Below are 17,216 nucleotides of genomic sequence, written 5' to 3'. Positions count from 1 at the left end.
GTCCGAGTGATGCGTCAGCCCGCCCGCGGTGCGGGCGTCACCTGCTGGGCAGTGCTGAACTTCCGGCGCCGGGCGAGGGAGACGTGGACGAGCGCGACCAGGACCGGGACCTCGATGAGCGGGCCGACGACACCGGCGAGTGCCTGGCCGCTGGTGACTCCGAAGGTGGCGACGGCGACCGCGATGGCCAGCTCGAAGTTGTTGCCCGCGGCGGTGAAGGCGAGGGTGGCGGTGCGGTCGTAGGCGAGGCCGATGACCTTGCCGAGGGCGAAGGTGCCGAACCACATGACCGCGAAGTACACCAGTAGCGGCAGAGCGATGCGGGCCACGTCCAGCGGCTGCGAGGTGATCGTCCTCCCTTGCAGGGCGAAGAGGATGACGATCGTGAAGAGCAGGCCGTAGAGGGCCCACGGGCCGAGCTTCGGAAGGAAGCCCGTCTCGTACTTCTCGCGGCCGAGCCCGCGTTCGCCGATGCGGCGGGTGAGGAAGCCGGCCAGCAGCGGGATGCCGAGGAAGACGACGACGTTCAGGGCGATCTTCCACGGGGAGATGTCCAGGTGCCGGCCGTCGCCCAGGCCGAGCCGGTCGGGGAGCAGGTCGAGGTAGAACCAGCCGAGCAGCCCGAACGCCAGTACCTGGAACACCGAGTTCAGGGCGACGAGGACGGTGGCGGCCTCGCGGTCGCCGCAGGCCAGGTCGTTCCAGATGATGACCATGGCGATGCACCGGGCCAGGCCGACGATGATCAGGCCGGTACGGTACTCCGGCAGGTCCGGCAGGAAGATCCAGGCCAGCGCGAACATGACCGCCGGGCCGACGAGCCAGTTGATGACCAGGGACGAGACCATGAGCCTGCGGTCGCCGGTGACGGCGTCGAGTCCGTCGTAGCGGACCTTGGCCAGGACCGGGTACATCATGATCAGCAGGCCGACGGCGATCGGCAGGGAGACGCCGCCGATCTCGGCCTCCGCCAGGGCGTCGTTCAGACCGGGGACGAGCCTGCCGAGCCCCAGGCCCGCGGCCATCGCGGCGAGGATCCAGACGGCGAGGAATCGGTCGAGCGTCGACAGCCTCGCGACGACGGAGGACTCCTCGGCGGTCTCGGGCGCCGCGGTGGGGATCACGGGCAGGCCCTTTTGTTCTCGGCGGTGTCGCGAGCGGACTCGGCCAGGTCGGTGAGCTGTCCGGCGAGGCGGCCGATGACGTCGGCACGCAGTTTGTAGTACGTGAAGCGGCCGCACGGCTCGGTTTCCACGACCCCGGCCTCGCGCAGCACCTTCATGTGGTTGGAGAGGTTGGTCTGCTTCGCGCCCGTCTCCTCGACGAGGTGCGTGGTGCAGAGCGTCTCCTCGGCCAGGAGGGAGACGATCCGGAGGCGGAGCGGGTCGGCCAGGACCCGCATCAGATCAGCGTCGACTGACATCAGCATGGGCTGATACTGTCACATCAGTTCAAGCTGATACCAGTTCAAGCTGATGCCCAGTCCAAGCTGATACCAGTCCGGCCGATCCCTGGACCGGCCGATCACGGTCCCCGAGGGTGTGCCGCCGACCGCTCCACCTGCTCGTTCACTCGCAAAGGAAGAACCGATGTCTTCGAGCCCTCTCGCCTCCGTGCTGTTCGTCTGCGTCCACAACGCCGGGCGCTCGCAGATGGCCGCCGGATTCCTCGACCACCTCGCGGGCGACCGGATCGAGGTCCGCTCCGCGGGCTCCGTCCCCGGCGCGCAGGTCAACCCCTCCGCCGTCGAGGCGATGAAGGAAGTCGGCATCGACATCGCCGAGCAGAAGCCGAAGATCCTCACCACCGAGGCCGTTCAGGCGTCCGACTACGTCATCACCATGGGCTGCGGCGACGCCTGCCCCGTCTTCCCCGGCAAGAAGTACCTCGACTGGGACCTGGAGGACCCGGCCGGCCAGGGCGTCGGGGCCGTCCGCCCCATCCGCGACGGGATCCGGACCCGCATCGAGGCCCTGATCGCCGAGATCGACGCCCAGCGAGGGGCGTGACCTCCGGGACGGACACCGGTATGCGCGAGGCGGTGTCCGGCGCAGAATGCGTGCCCCGGCGTCGCCCTACGCGCCTCGCCGGCGCCGATCGGTCTTCTTCGCCGTCGCGGTCTTCTTCGCCGCCTTCTTGGCAGGCGCCTTCTTCGTCGCCTTCCTGGCCGCCTTCTTCGGGATCTCGTGGACCGTGGCATCCTTCGCGTCGTCCTCGCCGCGTGCGGACTTCGCTTTGCGGACGCTCTCCTGCAGGGCGGCCATCAGGTCGACGACCTGCCCGCCCTGCTCGTCGTCCCCGGTAGTCGGCTTCGCCGGCTGCCGCCCCCCGGATTTCGCCTCGATCACCGCTTCCAGAGCCTCCCGGTAGGTGTCCCGGAAGCCGGAGATGTCGTCCGTCGTCATCGACTCGACCAGGTGCACGGCCGCGTCGATCTCGGAGTCCGTGACCTCGATGTCCTTCGGGGCGAGCTCGGCGGGGTCACGGATCTCGTCGTCCCACTTGAGTACGTGCGCGATCAGCGCCCCGTCTCGCACCCGCAGCAGCACCAGGCGCTCCCGTCCGTGCCAGGCCAGCTTCGCGACGGCCACCTTCGTGTTGCGGGCCAACGCCTTCGCGATCAGGGCGTACGGCTTCGCCGCGACCTGGCCGTCGTACTGCAGGAAGTAGCTGTCACCGCTCAGCCGCACCGGATCGATCGAGGGGGCCGGCACGAACGCGACGATCTCGATCGCTTTCGCGGTCGGCAGCGGCATCTCCTCCAGCTCCGCGTCCGTGACCGCGACCAGCGTGTCCTTGGAGACCTCGAAGCCCTTGCCGATCTCGCCCGCGGACACCTCGCGGTCCTCCGCCTCGCAGTACTTGCGCACCCGCACCCGGCTCAGGTCCTCCGTATGGATCTGGTGGAAGTGGACCGAGCGGTCCTCGGTAGCGCTCACCAGCTTCACGGGAATGGTCACCAGACCGAAGCTGATGGCACCGCTCCACAAGGGTCGGGGCATGACGGACCTCCACGAAGGCCCCGAGCCCCACCAGCTGCGGGACCTCAGGGATCACTTCACATTCTCAGCGGCAACTGCACGGCCGCACCACTTGTGGAATGACAGGGGGGTGCCCAGCAGTACACGTCGCGGTCGATGAGGTCGCGGTTCTTGCGGGCCATGACCTCGGCGTTGCCGACCTCCAGGGTGGTGGGATCGCCGTGGTGGTAGCTCTCGCCAGGCCGGGAGAAAGAGGCGAGCAGCACCCGGCTGGTGCACGAGATGTGCACGCCCTAGGCGCGGTAGTCGCAGGTGTTGTCGCTGTAGGTGAACGGGGCGACGACCAGATCGCCCGCCCTGAGGCCGGTCGCGTCCGCGCCGGTCTCCTCGACGACTCCGAGGAACTCGTGCCCCATGGGGCGGGCCGTGTCGGTGGCGGGCAGCGACCCGTAGGGCACGGGTCGCTGCCGCACACGCGGGCGGCGACGACGCGGACCACGGCGTCGCCGGGCTTCGCGACCTTCGGGTCGGGCCGGTCCTCGACGCGGACGTCTCCGGCTCCCTACATCAGCGCTGCACGCATCAGAGGTGCTGCTCCAAACGGAGGTGCGGGGCGGTGCCGGGGGTGCGGGAGGTCAGCGTTCGAGCATCCGTGCCTGCGCCTCGGTGTGGGTGTCGCCGGCGGCGGGCGGCAGGCTGGAGAGCTGGTCGAGCTGTGCGGCGGTCAGGGTGACGGCATCGGCGGCGGTGTTCTCCTCGACCCGGCTGACGCGCTTGGTACCGGGGATCGGCGCGATGTCGTCGCCCTGGGCGAGCAGCCAGGCCAGCGCGACCTGCGCGGGCGTGGCGCCGACCTCGGCGGCCAGGGTCTTGACCTCGTCGGCGAGGGCGAGATTGTGCTGGAAGTTCTCGCCCGTGAAGCGCGGGTTGTCGCGGCGGAAGTCGTCCTCGTCGAACTGGTCGGTGGAGCGGACCGCGCCCGTCAGGAAGCCGCGGCCGAGCGGGGAGAACGGCACCAGTCCGATGTTGAGCTCCCGCAGCACCGGCAGGACGCGCTCCTCGATGCCGCGCGTGAACAGGGAGTACTCGGACTGCACCGCGGTGACCGGCTGGACGGCGTGCGCCCGGCGGATCGTGTCCGGCCCCGCCTCCGAGAGGCCGAAGGCCCGCACCTTCCCCTCCGCGATCAGCTCGGCCACCGCACCCGCGGTCTCCTCGATGGGCGTGTGCGGATCCACCCGGTGCTGGTAGTACAGGTCGATGTGGTCGGTGCCCAGTCGCTTCAGGGAGCCTTCGACCGCGGTACGGACGTTGGCCGGGCTGGAGTCCAGGTTCCAGGCGCCGTCGCCGCCGTGCGAGACCAGGCCGAACTTGGTGGCCAGCACCGCCTGATCCCGGCGCCCCTTCAGCGCTCGGCCCAGGAGCTCCTCGTTGGTGTACGGGCCGTAGATCTCGGCGGTGTCGATGAGCGTGACGCCCAGGTCCAGCGCGCGGTGCACGGTCCTGACCGACTCCGCGTCGTCGGTCCCGGAGCCGGTGTAGCCGTGCGACATCCCCATCGCGCCCAGGCCGATCCGGGAAACCTCCAGGTCACGCAGCTTGATGTAACGCATGTCGTCCTCTCCACGTCGTGGCGTCGCCCGGCATCTTCACTCCGGTCGGCCCGGTAGGTCGTGCCTGCTGCCTTGTCTCCTTCAGCCTCCCCCGGATGACGGCGGTGTGGCAGGGCGGGCTCTTCGGGGGTAATGACAGGGCTCCCCTCGGCGCCTGCGCCCGAGGCCATGCGCGGGTGAGACTGGATTCATGGCATCCGAGAGCGCGCACAGTGAAGGCGCCGAGCTGGGCCGCTACCTGCGTGCCCGCCGCACCCAGACCAGCCCCGCACACGTCGGCCTCACCGTCGGCGCCGGAATCCGCCGCACCCCGGGGCTGCGCCGCGAGGAACTCGCCACGCTCGCCGGCATCAGCATCGACTACTACGTGCGTCTGGAGCGCGGCAAGGAGACCCGTCCCAGCCCCGCCGTCCTCGACGCGCTCGCCCGCGCGCTGCACATGGACGACCAGGAGCACCAGCACCTGCGTGAGCTCGCCGCCCGCGCCGCCCGTTACGCCCCTGAGCCGCCGCCCGCCCCCAGCCGTACGGTGCGCCCCCACCTCAAGCTGCTGCTGGAATCGCTCCGCCCGAACCCGGCGTACGTGATCAGCCGCAGCATGGACGTGCTGGCCTGGAACCCCGGGGGTCTCGCCCTGTACGCGGGCTTGGAGGACTGGCCGGCCAAGCACCGCAACCTCGCGCGCTATCTGTTCCTGCACCCGGCCGCCCAGGACCTGTTGCCCGACTGGGACCGTCAGATCACTACATGCGTCGCCCGCCTGCGTGCCGTCGCGGGCACCGCCCCCGACGCATCCGACCTCACCCACCTGGTCGGCGAACTCCTCCTCAAAAGCCCGGACTTCGCCGGCCTCTGGGAACGCTACGAAGTGACCGGACGCAAGCCCGCTCAGAAGACGTTCCGGCACCCGCAGGTCGGCATGCTCACCCTCACCTCCCAGTCCCTGAACGTGGAAGGCACCCCGGGTCAGCGCATCGGCGTCTACACCGCCGAGCCCGGCAGCCCCGACCACGACGCCCTGCTCCTGCTCGACATGACCGCACCGCAGCCGGCGGAACGCCCTGCGTCCGCCCCGGACGCCACTGGTCGGCAGACCCGCCGGGACTGACTGGTCGGCCGCCGGGCTTTCACCAGGAGAGACAGGACCGCCACGTCTCCTGGCGCCAGGGCTCCCCGAGACGAACGTCGTCTCGGAGAGTCCTACGGGGCTGTCGTCCGAACCCCGATGCCAAGCGGGTAGCCCTTACCCGTCCTTCTCAACCCTGCCGCGGTCATGGTCACCGGCGGACTGCAAAGGGGCTCCGAGGGCGCCAGCCGGTCCGTACGCTCGGCGCCGCTGCGGAGAGCACACCGCGTCCGGGTCCCCGGGCCGGCGTAGGATCTCGCGACTCCTGGCATGGAGCACTCCTCTGACCAGGAACTTTCGGACGCGTCTCCCACCATGTCCCTGTCCCGGTGTCTCCGCTCCCCTGGTGCCAGGTGCCGACCGAAGGCGGAGGACACGTTCCCCCTCCCCACCCGCGACGCGCGACAGCCTGCGGAACCCTGCCTCTGGACGAAACTGCCGAGGCGGGGTCGGCTGGTCCACTTGGGTGCCGTCTGGTCGCCGGTATCCGGCCCAGCGGGTGTGATGGGGAGTGCGGTCCTCCGTCCGTCCAGCGGACGACGTCCCAGTCATGGGGTCGAGGGCAGCGGGGTTGCATGCGAAGCAGAGCGCGACGAAGCGCGTCGGCCGCTGCGAAGGCGGCGCCCGCGGAAGGAGTCACTGTGACAACGCCCCCCTCCGACGGCCCGGACCGGGCACACCGCGATGGCAGCGGCGCCGACCACGGTGGCGGTCGCCGGCGCCTGAACGGTGACAGTGGCAGCGTGGACCGCCCGCCCCCCGAGCGCGTGGGTGGCGACGACCGCGTCGCCGGCCGTCCGACCCGAAGGGGTGCCGGGAAGGGTGATTCGTTCAAGGGCGTCGTGAAGCGCACGCTGCGGGAGTTCAAGGAGGACAACCTCACGGACTGGGCAGCCGCCCTGACCTACTACGGGGTCCTGGCGATCTTCCCGGCCCTGCTGGCCCTGGTGTCCGTTCTGGGACTGCTGGGCCCGTCCACCATCGACTCGCTGATCAAGAACCTCTCCAGCATGTCGCCCGGGTCGGTACGCGACCTCCTCACCACCGTGCTGGAGCAGCTCAAAAGCGGCCAGGGCAAGGCCCTGCTCGCGTTGATCATCGGTGTCGTCCTCGCGCTGTGGTCGGCCTCCGGCTACGTCGCCGCCTTCATGCGGGCGTCCAACATCGTCTACGACATCGGCGAGGGCCGACCGGTCTGGAAGACGCTACCGGTCCGTCTCGGCATCACCGCGGCCGTGGTGATCCTCCTGGCCCTGACCGCGGTCGGCGTCGTCTTCACCGGAACGCTGGCCAAGAAGATGGGCTCCGTCCTGGGTCTGGGCGACACGGCGGTGACGGCGTGGGACATCGCCAAGTGGCCCGTCATGCTCCTCCTGGTCGTCGTGATCATCACGCTGCTCTACTGGGCCGCCCCCAACGTCAAGCGGCAGATCCGGCGCGTGATGCCCGGTGGTCTCCTGGCCGTGGTCATCTGGCTCATCGCCTCCGCGCTGTTCGCCCTCTACGTCGCCAACTTCAGCAGCTACAACAAGACCTACGGCACCTTCGCCACCCCCATCGTCGCGCTCATCTGGCTGTGGATCACCAACATCGCGATCCTGCTCGGGCTGGAGTTCAACGCCGAGCTGGAACGCGGACGTGCCATCAACAGCGGCCACGCCCCGGGGGACGAGCCCTACGCCGAACCCCGCGACACCCGCAAGCTCTGATCACGACCGGCACTGCGATGCGGCGCCGGGTGCGTCAGTGGGCCGGACGCCGACGGTGCAGTAGCGATCTCACGGCGAGGTAGAGCACATCGGCGATGAGGAGCAGTACGCCTGCGGAGAGCAGGTAGAGCATGCCTTCAGTGGTCGCGCCGACGACGACCAGCGCGATCGCGGCGAGTAGCAGGAAGTAGAAGAGGATCATGGCGTGATGCCTCGGTTCGCGTCCGGAGGGCGCAGCTGGGTGATCGTGGCGGGATGCGCGGTGTTGCCGTGGTCGGCGGCGAGGTGCTTGCGAGGACGGGCAGCCACAGAGTGATGCCGAGGACATCCGGGACGTCCCGCGACCCGGTGAGGGATCGTGGCATTTCCAGGGTAGATCTCCCCTTCGCCCGGAGCGCGTCCGTCGGTACGGCCTGGGGGACTCCGTGGCCTGTGTTTCCATTCCGGAGTGAACATCGAGAGCTCCCGGGTGTCCGATGAGAGGCCGGGTCCCCGCGTCCGGCAGAGGGCTGATGGCGACGTCGAGGAGTGCGTGCGGGTCCTCGCGGAGGTCCATCGGCTTGACGGCTATCCGGTGAACTGGCCCGATCGGCCCGGCGAGTGGCTGTCACGCGGTCCCCTGCTGGGGTCCTGGGTCGTCGAACTCGAAGGCCGCCTGGTGGGGCACGTCAGTTTGTCGCGGAGCGGCGAAGGTGATCTGGCGCCGATGTTGTGGAGCGAGCGGAACGGGGCGACGCGGGGGATGACCGCCGTGGTCGGCAGACTGTTCGTCGCCCCGCAGGCGAGGGGACATCGGATCGGTGCACTGCTGATCGGCCAGGCAGTGGAGGAAGCGCGGCGTCGTGACCTGCATCCGGTGCTCGACGTCGTCACCTCCGATACCGCCGCGGCAGCCTTGTACGAGCGGCTGGGCTGGGAGCTGATGGCCACGGTCGAGCAGCAGTGGGGCCCGCACCGGACGGTGGCCGTCCGTTGTTACGCGGCGCCCTGCTGACAGGGCCGGTCCAGCGCTCGCCGATCTGGGCTGGGTGAGTGCGTCGACGCACCACATGCCGCGGGAGTCCCTGCGGCTGCCATTTCGTTTGAAAAGGGATTTTCGGGTTACTCGAGGAGAACGAATCGTTTTCGATTGAGACAGGGGTGAGTTGTTGTGGCGGGCAAGGGAGATCAGGCCAAGGGCAAGGTGAAGAAGGTCGTCGGCGGTGCGGTCGGCAACGAGTCCCTGAAGGCCAAGGGAAAGGCCGAAGAGCGCAAGGGCGACCTGCGAGCCGCCAAGGAGAAGGCCACGGATGCGATCAAGCCCAAGTAGGGCGCACGAGAATGGGGCCCCCGGAGCGTCTCCGGGGGCCCCACTTCTGGGATGGCGCCGAGGTCAGATGCCTCGGTGGTTCTGGTAGTAGCCGCCGACCTGCTCGTGGTAGCCGGCGTCGCCGACGTGCTTGTCCTTGTCGAACTCGGGGGAGTCCTTGATCTGGTCCTTGGTGAGATCGACGTAGATCTTCCGTTCGGCCTGGTCGACCGTCCGCACGGTGCCGGCCGGCAGCAGGACGTGCTTGCCGAAGATCCACACGCCGGTGTCGACGACGAGGTACGAGGAGTTGACGTCGTCCGAGTGCTTGTCGACCTTGCCGATGCTGCCGTCGGTGGCCTCGACCTTGTAGCCGATCAGGTCGGTGCCCGCGGTGTGGCCGGTGGTCGGCTGGTAGCCCCAGATATTGTCACTCATAAAGAACGGCTCCCTCATCGAGATTCATTGCTCCCCACGGTCGAACCGTGGGGAATTTTGAGGCGTCAGCGAATTCGGTGACGTTCCCTCAGGAATCCGAGTGCCCCGGTTCCGGGAGCCCACACATGCGCGTGACGGAAATGTCCCGGTGGCCGGATGTGGCGTGCTGGAGGCCCTGGTTCCTGGTGTCACGGTCACCTCCGGCACGACCTCCCAGTACTCCGGAACGACAGAAACCCCGCTTTGGGCTCCGAGGTGCGACACGGGTGGGCCCCGACGCCTCGGCGTCGGGGCCCACCCGTGTGAAATTCCCTGATCAGGACCGCTTACCAGCGGTACCAGCGGCCGCGCTTACCGCCGCTCGCCGTAGGACGGATCACAAATCCGAGGACCCACACGATCAGCACGATGACAGCGATCCACCACAGGGCCTTGAGTGCGAAACCGGCACCGAAGAGGAGCAGGGCGAGCAGAAGAACGAGAAGAACGGGAACCATAGTTATCAACCTCCGCAGCCTCGTGTGCCCCGCGGAACGATCTCCATCCCTGCGGATCTTATTTATTTCTTAGATGGGTGGGGTCCGCGTAAGGCCCGTGAGTCCGTGAGACAACCTGCCGGTTTGAGGGTGGAATCCCGGGTGACACGGAGGAGCGAACCAATTTCGAGCGAGACAGGGTGTGAGTGATTGTGGCTGCGGACGAGAAGGCTCAGGCCAAGGGCGAGCAGGCCGAGGGCAAGGTCAAGAAGGTCGTCGGCGGTGCGGTCGGCAACGAGTCCCTGAAGGCTGAGGGGCACACCGAAGAGTCCAAGGGTGACCTGCGCGCGGCCAAGGAAAAGGCCAAGGACGCCATCAAGCCCAAGTAGGCGCACGACTCCGGATCCCGGCAGCCGTCACGGCTGCCGGGATCTGTGCTGCTCGGCACCCGCAACGCGGCGTCGGGCACAGATCTCGCGCCCGGCTCTCTCGGGCCGCCCAGGGGAAATCGCCGGGGAGTGGCAGACGGAGGCGGTCACGCGGGCCAAGTCATCGAGGGGTGCCCGCGCGCGGTGGCATAGGCCTCTCGACTCGGGGCACATGAAGTCAGGCCTGACGCCCGCTCGGTGCTGAGTGCGGTGCCAGATGCCATACATGCGACCTGTTTCTCGCGGTGTCGGTCAGCTGTCACGCGAGCTGTGTTCTGGGGAGAGGAACCATCATGATCCTTCCGGCGGAGAGGGAACTGCGCGCGGTACTGGCCCGGTTCGCGCAGACGCGTATCGATCACGATGTCTGCCCCACCGGTCGTACCAGCCAGGCACTGGACGACGTGACGTACACGCTGTGCGTGATGACCGGGGCCCGGACGGCCGAGCAGGCTCTGCGCGCAGCGGACGCCCTGCTGGAGCGCTACAGCACCGACCGTGAGGGCGGCACGCAAGCGGACGAGACGTTGGCCGCGTAGCAGTTGTAGCTGTAGCTGTAGCTGTAGCTGTAGCTGTAGCTGTAGCTGTTGGCAGGCAGGCCGTTGGGCGGGCTGCTGGTGCAACTACGCCTGGCGGTACCGGATCCGCGACCGAGCAGGGGCCGACTCGCGGTCATCGCAAGGCGCGTCACGGCCGGCACCGAAGCCGCGAGGGGAAGGCGCTACTTCCGCAGCCGCTCGTACGAATGGCACCACCAACTCTGTGGCGCCGCAACCGAACCGGGCGACGGAACGGTGAAGGCCCGCGGCGGCCCCGATGCCGGCCGCGGAACGGTGCTAGGCACGCGGCGGCCCCGATGTCGGCCGCCGCGTCGGGCCGCGGTTGACGGCACCGCGTGATGACGTACTTCGCTCCGAGTCGGTGCCCGGGACGAATCGGCGGCGAGATCGTCCCGGGCCAGGGGAGACGATCGGGGTCACCCCCACTCCCACGTGCCCAGCAGCGGTGATCACGATCAGTGATCTCCCGGGATGCGCGGACCTGAAGGGGCTGCTTCGCTGATGAGGCCCGCTCACCCTGTTCACAAAGGAGTGACCATGAGCGCAACGGACCCGTCCCGCGACTCTGCCCAGCAGATGCGTCAGAAGGCCCAGAAGATGGAAGAGGCCGCCCAAAGCGCCTCCGACCCCCAGGAGCGCGAGAAGCTGCAGGCCAAGGCCCGCAAGCTGCGCGAGCAGAGCCAGCAGCAGGGCGGTGCGTCTGAGGGTCTTGACCCCATGATCTGACCCACCCCGCACGACACCGGCCGGCAGTCCGTCGCATATCTCCGCGACGGACTGCCGGCCGGCCCGTGTATCCGCCGTGCACCGTCCTTAAGAGGGAGGCCTCCGTCTGGGCGGTCTTCAGGAGAGGCGCCGGGAGCCCAACAAGTCACGGCCGCTGGTCCGCCGCGGGCGGACGACGAGCTCTTCGGCCCCGGACCCGGTCGGACCAGGACGTCGAGTGTTCCCCCCACATCCGCGTGGCCGGTCGACAGCGCGAGGCTCGTCGGGCCGGGGGTGTGCGGCCCCGCCGTGCACGTGCTGTGGGTGCCGGTACGGTCGAGGTCGCCGGCCAGGTCGGGTCGCCGCGGCCGGGGTGATGGGGAGCGTCACCGCTCGATCCGCCGCCTCGCCTCCTCGTTCTCGTCAGAGCCGGCGGCCCGGGGCAGGCTGTCGAGTCTGGCCATGTGCCCGACGGTCAACTCAAGGGTGTCGGCGGCGGTGTTCTCCTCCACGCGGGTGACCCGCTTGGTGCCGGGGATCGGGACGATGTGCTCGCCCCTGCCCAGTAGCCAGGACAGAGCGATCTGGGCCGGTGTGGCGGCGGCCTCGTCGGCGATCGCCCGCACCTCGTCGGCGAGGGCCAGGTTGCGCCGGAAGTTCTCGCCCTGGAAGCGAGGGCTGGTCCGGCGCCAGTCTCCCTCGTCGAACTGCTCGGGAGAGCGGAGTGTGCCGGTGAGGAAGCCGTGGCCGAGCGGAGAGTACGGCACGAAGCCGATACCGAGCTCGTGCAGCGCGGGCAGCACCCGCTCCTCGACCTCGCGGTTCCACAGCGAGTACGACGACTGGACCGCCGTCACCGGGTGCACGGCATGGGCCCGGCGGATCGTGTCCGGGCCTGCCTCGGACAGGCCGAAATACCGGACCTTGCCCTCCTGCACCAGTGCTGCGACCGTGCCCGCCACGTCCTCGATCGGCGTGTCCGGGTCGACGCGGTGCTGGTAGTACAGGTCGATGTGGTCGGTCCCGAGCCGCTTGAGTGAGCCTTCGACGGCGGCACGGATGTTGGCCGGGCTGCTGTCGAGGACCTGCGTGCCGTCCGCGTGGGAGATCATGCCGAACTTGGTCGCCAGCACGACCTCGTCCCGACGGCCCGTCAGAGCCCTGCCGACGAGTTCCTCGTTGGCGTACGGTCCATAGACCTCGGCGGTGTCCATCAGCGTGACACCCAGGTCGACCGCCCGCTGAATGGTGCGGACGGACTCGGCGTCGTCGCTGCCGGCACCGGTGTAGAACGAGGACATGCCCATCGTGCCCAGGCCGATGCGGGAGACTTCCAGTTCTCCCAGAGTGGTGTGTTTCATGATCGCTTTCCCGTGGTTGGCGGTGGTCGTGTCGCGGCTCGGGTGGACGACGCGCCGACGAGGCCGGCGCCGAAGCGCTGCCCCTCACGTCGCCGTCGCTCCCCAGATGCCTCACGTGGAGCAGGTGGCCCCAGGTGGCGCAATCCCTCCTGAACGCCCCCAGCGAACGTCGTCTCGCCGGCCAGAGGCAGTGCCTGGTCTTCCAGGTAATGCCAGTACCTGCCTCATCCGGGGACCCTCGCCTACCGTGAAGACCATGGACGACCGCGCCGAGATCAGGGAGTTCCTCGTCTCCCGCCGGGCCCGCATCACCCCCGAGCAGGCCGGCCTACCCGCCTACGGTGGCCGCAGGCGGGTCAAGGGGCTTCGCCGCGAGGAGGTCGCGATGCTGGCCGGCGTCTCGGTCGACTACTACGTGCGACTGGAACGGGGAAACCTCTCGGGGGCCTCCGACAGCGTCCTGGACGGCGTGTCCCGCGCCCTTCACCTCGACGACGGCGAACGCCGGTACCTGTACGATCTCGCCCGCCGTGCCCCTGCCCCTGCCGCGGCCCGCCGCCGCGCCCCCGTCGGGCGTCTGCGACCCGCCCTGCAGTACATGCTGGACGCCATCGGCGATGCGCCCGCCTTCATCCACAACGGCCGTCACGACCTGCTGGCCACCAACCACCTGGCGCGTGCGCTTTACGCACCCCTCCTCGCCGACCCGCGCCGCCCGGCCAACCTCGCCAGGTTCATCTACCTCGACCCGGCCGCTGGCGCGTTTCTCCCCGACTGGGACAAGGCCGCCGACGACGTCGCCGCGATGCTCCGTGCCGAAGCCGGCCGAAACTCCTGTGCCAAGGACCTCACCGACCTCATCGGGGAACTGTCCACCCGAAGCGAGATCTTCCGGAAGCGCTGGGCCGACCACAACGTCCGCCAACACCGCACCAATCCCAAGAAGCTCCACCACCCTGTCGTCGGAGACCTGCAACTGAACTGCGAGACGATGTCGCTGGCCTCCGACCCCGCCCTCGTGCTCGTGATCTACACCGCCACTCCCGACACCCCCAGCGCCGACGCCCTCCGCCTCCTGTCCGCCTGGGCCGCCACCCAGGATCAGCCGGAAGCCGACCGCCACGAGCGCCTCACCTGAGCAGCGGGGACAGCGCGGACGATCACGGAGTCGAGGGTCGTCACCGCCACCGCGAGGATCGGCCGGGCGAGCATTCCGCGCGCAGCGCGTGGTGCCCACCATGCCGGCACACGCGTACCGGCCCACGAATCTCCTCGTCTCCACCGACTCCGTCCCCACGACGCTCGCTCGTCAGCCCACAGGTACCTGGCCGCCAACGGCGTGCCGGGGCACGTCCTTGCCCGGTGGGCACCGGCTACGGCCAAGTCGTCTACCAGGGGAGGACAGATCTTTCACCGTGTGGCGGTCAAGCCGCTGGTGGGGGAGATTCCGGAAGGTTTCCAGGTGGGTCGTGTCGAGCCGCGTCGGTGCCACCACAATCGATGCTGCAACCCGAACCGTGTGGAAGGCGTTATCGAGGAGGAAGCCCTTGTCCGTAGGGACCGGGACAAGACCCGCCAGGTTCGCCCCGGCGACGTGAGACTTCGTGAACATGAGAGGGTCAGACGGGTGAGCGAGACACCACCGAACACCCTGCAATACCGCTTTGACGGGCCGGAAGACGCCCCAGTCCTGATCCTGGGCCCCTCACTGGGTACCACCTGGCACATGTGGGACCGGCAGATCCCCGAGCTGGCGAAGAACTGGCGGATCTTCCGCTTCGACCTGCCGGGCCACGGCGGGGCCCCCGCCTATCCGGCGGGTTCGTTCGCCGAACTCGCGGGGCGGCTGCTCGCCACACTCGACGGGCTCGGGGTGCAGCGCTTCGGCTACGCGGGCTGCGCGTTCGGCGGGGCCCTCGGGATCGAACTGGCCCTGCGCCACCCGGAGCGGATCGCCTCCCTCGCGGTGATCGCCGCCTCGCCCCGCTTCGGATCGGCCGACGAGTTCCGCCAGCGCGGCGTGATCGTGCGGACCAACGGACTCGACCCGATCGCCCGCACCTCGCCCGAACGCTGGTTCACGGGCGGGTTCGCCGCGGCCCAGCCGGCCATCACCGAGTGGGCCGTGCAGATGGTGCGCACCACCGACCCCGGCTGCTACATCGCCGCCTGCGAGGCGCTTGCCGCGTTCGACGTACGGCCCGAACTGGGCCGGATCGGCGTTCCCACCCTCGTCCTCGTGGGCTCCGACGACCAGGTCACCGGGCCCGCCGAGGCCCGCACGCTGGTCGCCGGGATCCCGGACGCCCGGCTCGCGGTCGTGCCCGGTGCCTCGCACCTGGTCCCGGTGGAGCAGCCCGCCGCGGTCACCGACCTGCTGGTACGGCACTTCTCCACCGCCTGGCAGCCCGCCTACGACTCGTCGACCGGCCAGGTCGCGATCCCGGCGGCCCCGGTGAAGCCGGCGCTCACCACGCCCCCGCCGCTCGCGCCCGTCGCCGAGATCGCCCCGCCCGTCCTCGCCCAGCCCGGGATCCTGGGCAGGCCCGACCCGTACGACGCGGGGATCAAGGTCCGCCGCGAGGTGCTCGGCGACGCGCACGTCGACCGGGCGCTGGCCTCGGCGGACGCCTTCTCCACGGACTTCCAGGAGTTCGTCACCCGATACGCCTGGGGCGAGATCTGGGACCGGCCGGGCCTCGACCGGCGCTCGCGCAGCTGTGTCACGCTCACCGCGCTGGTCGCGGGCGGCCACCTCGACGAACTCGCCTTCCACACCCGTGCCGCCCTCCGCAACGGCCTCACCCCGGTCGAGATCAAGGAAGTGCTCCTCCAGGCGGCGGTGTACTGCGGTGTCCCGGCCGCGAACAGCGCGTTCAGGGTGGCGCAGGCGGTGATCCGCGAGGAGACCACGCCCCAGGAGTGATCATCCTGGCAGTGGAAGCACCAGGCTGAGCAGGCCCCGGGCCGCCCGGCGGGGGCAGGATGGATGCATGAAGCTCACGAAGAAGTCGCATGCCTGCATCCGTCTGGAGAAGGACGGGCGCGCGCTCGTCATCGACCCGGGCGTCTTCAGCGAGGAGGACGCGGCCGTCGGCGCGGACGCGATCCTGATCACGCACGAGCACCCCGACCACTTCGACGAGGAGCGGCTGCGGGCAGGTCTCGAGGCCGGCCCCGCGACCGAGGTCTGGACCCTGAAGTCGGTCGCCGACCGGCTCTCCGCCGCGTTCCCGGGCCGGGTGCACACCGTCGGCCACGGCGACACGTTCACCGCCGCGGGCTTCGACGTCCAGGTGCACGGCGAGCTGCACGCCGTGATCCACCCGGACATCCCGCGCGTCACGAACGTCGGCTATCTCCTCGACGGCGGCCGCGTCTTCCACCCGGGCGACGCCCTCACCGTCCCCGACCTGCCGGTCGACACGCTCATGCTCCCGGTGATGGCCCCGTGGAACAAGATCGCCGAGGTCATCGAGTACGTCCGCGAGGTCAAGCCCCAGCGCGCGTACGACATCCACGACGCCCTGCTCACGGACCTCGCCCGCCCGATCTACGACCACCAGATCGGTGCCCTGGGCGGCGCCGAGCACCTGAGGCTCGCGCCGGGGACGTCGGCGGAGGTCTGAGCGCGGGGCGGGTCCGGCCGGAGCGGGCCGCGCGGACCCGTTGTCGTACCCGCCCGGTAGGTTGTCGGGTATGCGCATCGCGACCTGGAACGTGAACTCGATCACCGCCCGCCTCCCGAGGCTGCTGGCCTGGCTGGAGAGCAGCGGCACGGACGTGCTGTGCCTCCAGGAGGCCAAGGTCGCCGCCGAGCAGTTCCCCGTCGACGAGCTGCGCGAGCTGGGCTACGAAGCGGCCGTGCACGCGACCGGCCGGTGGAACGGCGTGGCGGTGCTCTCGCGCGTCGGCCTGGAGGACGTCGTCAGGGGACTGCCGGGCGACCCCGGCTACGAGGGCGTCGAGGAGCCCCGGGCCGTCTCCGCGACCTGCGGCCCGGTCCGCGTCTGGTCGGTGTACGTGCCGAACGGCCGAGAGGTGGGCCACCCCCACTACGCGTACAAGCTCCAGTGGTTCGAGGCCCTCAAGGCGGCGGTCGCGGGTGACGCGGCGGGCAGCAGGCCCTTCGCCGTCCTCGGGGACTACAACGTGGCACCGACGGACGACGACGTCTGGGACATCTCCCTGTTCGACGGTGCCACGCACGTCACCCCGGCCGAGCGCGCCGCCCTGACCTCGCTGCGCGAGACGGGCCTGTCGGACGTGGTCCCGCGCCCCCTCAAGTACGACCACCCGTTCACCTACTGGGACTACCGCCAGCTCGGCTTCCCCAAGAACCGGGGCATGCGCATCGACCTGGTGTACGGCAACCAGGCGTTCTCCAAGGCCGTCGGCGACGCGTACGTCGACCGCGAGGAGCGCAAGGGCAAGGGGGCCTCGGACCACGCGCCCGTCGTGGTGGACCTCGACGTGTGACCCGCGCGGGCGGGCGGGTGCGTTCCGGGGCGCGCCTGTGGTGTGTCGGACG

21 protein-coding genes and 1 pseudogene are annotated in these 17,216 nt (G+C 69.6%); 12 read left to right on the top strand and 10 right to left on the bottom strand.

Translation table 11 applies throughout. From position 1 onward, the window contains the following. Positions 1 to 14: 14 nt before the first annotated feature. A complete protein-coding gene (gene arsB, locus OG199_RS10845) occupies positions 15 to 1,124 on the bottom strand; it encodes an ACR3 family arsenite efflux transporter (protein WP_405829257.1) in 1,110 nt (369 codons plus the stop codon). Beyond that, complete coding sequence (locus OG199_RS10840) at positions 1,121 to 1,429, bottom strand: metalloregulator ArsR/SmtB family transcription factor (RefSeq protein WP_356808012.1); 309 nt, start codon at positions 1,427 to 1,429, stop codon at positions 1,121 to 1,123. Before OG199_RS10840 ends, arsB begins: the two co-directional genes overlap by 4 nt. Positions 1,430 to 1,589: 160 nt before the next feature. Between OG199_RS10840 and OG199_RS10835 the strand changes: the two genes are divergently transcribed. Next, positions 1,590 to 2,009, top strand: coding sequence for an arsenate reductase ArsC (locus tag OG199_RS10835; protein ID WP_405829255.1), 420 nt, complete (start codon positions 1,590 to 1,592; stop codon positions 2,007 to 2,009). 66 nt (positions 2,010 to 2,075) lie between these two features. Here the strand turns inward: OG199_RS10835 and OG199_RS10830 are convergent, their stop codons facing one another. The 4 genes and pseudogenes from OG199_RS10830 to OG199_RS10815 all read right to left on the bottom strand — a co-directional run bounded on the left by OG199_RS10830 (position 2,076) and on the right by OG199_RS10815 (position 4,594). Then, complete coding sequence (locus OG199_RS10830; protein WP_405829254.1) at positions 2,076 to 3,002, bottom strand: Ku protein; 927 nt, start codon at positions 3,000 to 3,002, stop codon at positions 2,076 to 2,078. Positions 3,003 to 3,058: 56 nt separating this feature from the next. Then, positions 3,059 to 3,271, bottom strand: coding sequence for a hypothetical protein (locus OG199_RS10825; RefSeq protein ID WP_405829253.1), 213 nt, complete (start codon positions 3,269 to 3,271; stop codon positions 3,059 to 3,061). Positions 3,272 to 3,277: 6 nt separating this feature from the next. After that, positions 3,278 to 3,564: pseudogene (locus tag OG199_RS10820) on the bottom strand (alcohol dehydrogenase catalytic domain-containing protein); the annotation flags it as partial. 52 nt (positions 3,565 to 3,616) lie between these two features. Next, the gene (locus OG199_RS10815) at positions 3,617 to 4,594 is read right to left on the bottom strand and encodes an aldo/keto reductase (protein ID WP_356809834.1); all 978 of its coding nucleotides are present in this window, start codon (positions 4,592 to 4,594) and stop codon (positions 3,617 to 3,619) included. Between the two features lie 190 nt (positions 4,595 to 4,784). Between OG199_RS10815 and OG199_RS10810 the strand changes: the two genes are divergently transcribed. Both OG199_RS10810 and OG199_RS10805 read left to right on the top strand, forming a co-directional pair. Beyond that, complete coding sequence (locus OG199_RS10810) at positions 4,785 to 5,702, top strand: helix-turn-helix transcriptional regulator (protein WP_405829251.1); 918 nt, start codon at positions 4,785 to 4,787, stop codon at positions 5,700 to 5,702. 761 nt (positions 5,703 to 6,463) lie between these two features. After that, entirely contained in the window at positions 6,464 to 7,429 is a 966-nt protein-coding gene (locus OG199_RS10805) for a YihY/virulence factor BrkB family protein (protein ID WP_405829249.1), read from the top strand. A gap of 34 nt (positions 7,430 to 7,463) precedes the next feature. On the opposite strand, the gene OG199_RS10800 is transcribed toward OG199_RS10805, so the two are convergent. Then, complete coding sequence (locus tag OG199_RS10800) at positions 7,464 to 7,631, bottom strand: hypothetical protein (protein WP_356809462.1); 168 nt, start codon at positions 7,629 to 7,631, stop codon at positions 7,464 to 7,466. 330 nt (positions 7,632 to 7,961) lie between these two features. Between OG199_RS10800 and OG199_RS10795 the strand changes: the two genes are divergently transcribed. Further along, a complete protein-coding gene (locus tag OG199_RS10795; RefSeq protein WP_356809461.1) occupies positions 7,962 to 8,423 on the top strand; it encodes a GNAT family N-acetyltransferase in 462 nt (153 codons plus the stop codon). A gap of 156 nt (positions 8,424 to 8,579) precedes the next feature. Next, the gene (locus tag OG199_RS10790; RefSeq protein ID WP_401805734.1) at positions 8,580 to 8,738 is read left to right on the top strand and encodes a CsbD family protein; all 159 of its coding nucleotides are present in this window, start codon (positions 8,580 to 8,582) and stop codon (positions 8,736 to 8,738) included. A 63-nt stretch (positions 8,739 to 8,801) separates the two neighbouring features. Here OG199_RS10790 and OG199_RS10785 read toward each other — a convergent pair whose 3' ends face one another. Next, entirely contained in the window at positions 8,802 to 9,155 is a 354-nt protein-coding gene (locus OG199_RS10785; RefSeq protein WP_405829247.1) for a PRC-barrel domain-containing protein, read from the bottom strand. A gap of 326 nt (positions 9,156 to 9,481) precedes the next feature. Further along, positions 9,482 to 9,652 (bottom strand): hydrophobic protein, encoded by a 171-nt coding sequence (locus OG199_RS10780; protein ID WP_381931184.1) that lies wholly within the window; start codon positions 9,650 to 9,652, stop codon positions 9,482 to 9,484. 191 nt (positions 9,653 to 9,843) lie between these two features. On the opposite strand from OG199_RS10780, the gene OG199_RS10775 reads away from it, so the two are divergent. The 3 genes from OG199_RS10775 to OG199_RS10765 all read left to right on the top strand — a co-directional run bounded on the left by OG199_RS10775 (position 9,844) and on the right by OG199_RS10765 (position 11,345). Then, positions 9,844 to 10,020, top strand: a complete 177-nt coding sequence (locus OG199_RS10775; protein ID WP_266703092.1) for a CsbD family protein — start codon at positions 9,844 to 9,846, stop codon at positions 10,018 to 10,020. Between the two features lie 332 nt (positions 10,021 to 10,352). After that, positions 10,353 to 10,598 (top strand): DUF5133 domain-containing protein, encoded by a 246-nt coding sequence (locus OG199_RS10770; RefSeq protein ID WP_356808039.1) that lies wholly within the window; start codon positions 10,353 to 10,355, stop codon positions 10,596 to 10,598. A 558-nt stretch (positions 10,599 to 11,156) separates the two neighbouring features. Then, complete coding sequence (locus tag OG199_RS10765; protein ID WP_266703096.1) at positions 11,157 to 11,345, top strand: DUF6381 family protein; 189 nt, start codon at positions 11,157 to 11,159, stop codon at positions 11,343 to 11,345. Between the two features lie 365 nt (positions 11,346 to 11,710). On the opposite strand, the gene OG199_RS10760 is transcribed toward OG199_RS10765, so the two are convergent. Continuing rightward, positions 11,711 to 12,685 carry an aldo/keto reductase gene (locus OG199_RS10760; RefSeq protein WP_405829244.1) on the bottom strand — a complete coding sequence of 325 codons (975 nt, stop codon included), beginning with the start codon at positions 12,683 to 12,685 and terminating at the stop codon, positions 11,711 to 11,713. Positions 12,686 to 12,941: 256 nt separating this feature from the next. On the opposite strand from OG199_RS10760, the gene OG199_RS10755 reads away from it, so the two are divergent. The 4 genes from OG199_RS10755 to OG199_RS10740 all read left to right on the top strand — a co-directional run bounded on the left by OG199_RS10755 (position 12,942) and on the right by OG199_RS10740 (position 17,164). Continuing rightward, positions 12,942 to 13,823 carry a helix-turn-helix domain-containing protein gene (locus OG199_RS10755; protein ID WP_405829242.1) on the top strand — a complete coding sequence of 294 codons (882 nt, stop codon included), beginning with the start codon at positions 12,942 to 12,944 and terminating at the stop codon, positions 13,821 to 13,823. A 489-nt stretch (positions 13,824 to 14,312) separates the two neighbouring features. Beyond that, complete coding sequence (gene pcaC, locus OG199_RS10750; protein WP_356809260.1) at positions 14,313 to 15,611, top strand: 4-carboxymuconolactone decarboxylase; 1,299 nt, start codon at positions 14,313 to 14,315, stop codon at positions 15,609 to 15,611. 67 nt (positions 15,612 to 15,678) lie between these two features. Continuing rightward, positions 15,679 to 16,314, top strand: coding sequence for an MBL fold metallo-hydrolase (locus tag OG199_RS10745; protein ID WP_356809259.1), 636 nt, complete (start codon positions 15,679 to 15,681; stop codon positions 16,312 to 16,314). A 70-nt stretch (positions 16,315 to 16,384) separates the two neighbouring features. Next, positions 16,385 to 17,164 carry an exodeoxyribonuclease III gene (locus tag OG199_RS10740; RefSeq protein ID WP_356809258.1) on the top strand — a complete coding sequence of 260 codons (780 nt, stop codon included), beginning with the start codon at positions 16,385 to 16,387 and terminating at the stop codon, positions 17,162 to 17,164. Positions 17,165 to 17,216: the final 52 nt, after the last annotated feature.

It is taken from the genome of Streptomyces sp. NBC_01176, assembly GCF_045039825.1.
GTDB lineage: Bacteria > Actinomycetota > Actinomycetes > Streptomycetales > Streptomycetaceae > Streptomyces.
This window is presented reverse-complemented; position numbering and strand designations above follow the sequence as displayed.

Bases quoted from the DNA above. Each gene is read 5' to 3' on its own strand.
- OG199_RS10840 (WP_356808012.1), bottom strand. From the start codon at position 1,429: ATGCTGATGTCAGTCGACGCTGATCTGATGCGGGTCCTGGCCGACCCG.
- OG199_RS10835 (WP_405829255.1), top strand. From the start codon at position 1,590: ATGTCTTCGAGCCCTCTCGCCTCCGTGCTGTTCGTCTGCGTCCACAAC.
- OG199_RS10830 (WP_405829254.1), bottom strand. From the start codon at position 3,002: ATGCCCCGACCCTTGTGGAGCGGTGCCATCAGCTTCGGTCTGGTGACC.
- OG199_RS10815 (WP_356809834.1), bottom strand. From the start codon at position 4,594: ATGCGTTACATCAAGCTGCGTGACCTGGAGGTTTCCCGGATCGGCCTG.
- OG199_RS10810 (WP_405829251.1), top strand. From the start codon at position 4,785: ATGGCATCCGAGAGCGCGCACAGTGAAGGCGCCGAGCTGGGCCGCTAC.
- OG199_RS10800 (WP_356809462.1), bottom strand. From the start codon at position 7,631: ATGATCCTCTTCTACTTCCTGCTACTCGCCGCGATCGCGCTGGTCGTC.
- OG199_RS10785 (WP_405829247.1), bottom strand. From the start codon at position 9,155: ATGAGTGACAATATCTGGGGCTACCAGCCGACCACCGGCCACACCGCG.
- OG199_RS10780 (WP_381931184.1), bottom strand. From the start codon at position 9,652: ATGGTTCCCGTTCTTCTCGTTCTTCTGCTCGCCCTGCTCCTCTTCGGT.
- OG199_RS10770 (WP_356808039.1), top strand. From the start codon at position 10,353: ATGATCCTTCCGGCGGAGAGGGAACTGCGCGCGGTACTGGCCCGGTTC.
- OG199_RS10765 (WP_266703096.1), top strand. From the start codon at position 11,157: ATGAGCGCAACGGACCCGTCCCGCGACTCTGCCCAGCAGATGCGTCAG.
- OG199_RS10760 (WP_405829244.1), bottom strand. From the start codon at position 12,685: ATGAAACACACCACTCTGGGAGAACTGGAAGTCTCCCGCATCGGCCTG.
- OG199_RS10755 (WP_405829242.1), top strand. From the start codon at position 12,942: ATGGACGACCGCGCCGAGATCAGGGAGTTCCTCGTCTCCCGCCGGGCC.
- OG199_RS10745 (WP_356809259.1), top strand. From the start codon at position 15,679: ATGAAGCTCACGAAGAAGTCGCATGCCTGCATCCGTCTGGAGAAGGAC.
- OG199_RS10740 (WP_356809258.1), top strand. From the start codon at position 16,385: ATGCGCATCGCGACCTGGAACGTGAACTCGATCACCGCCCGCCTCCCG.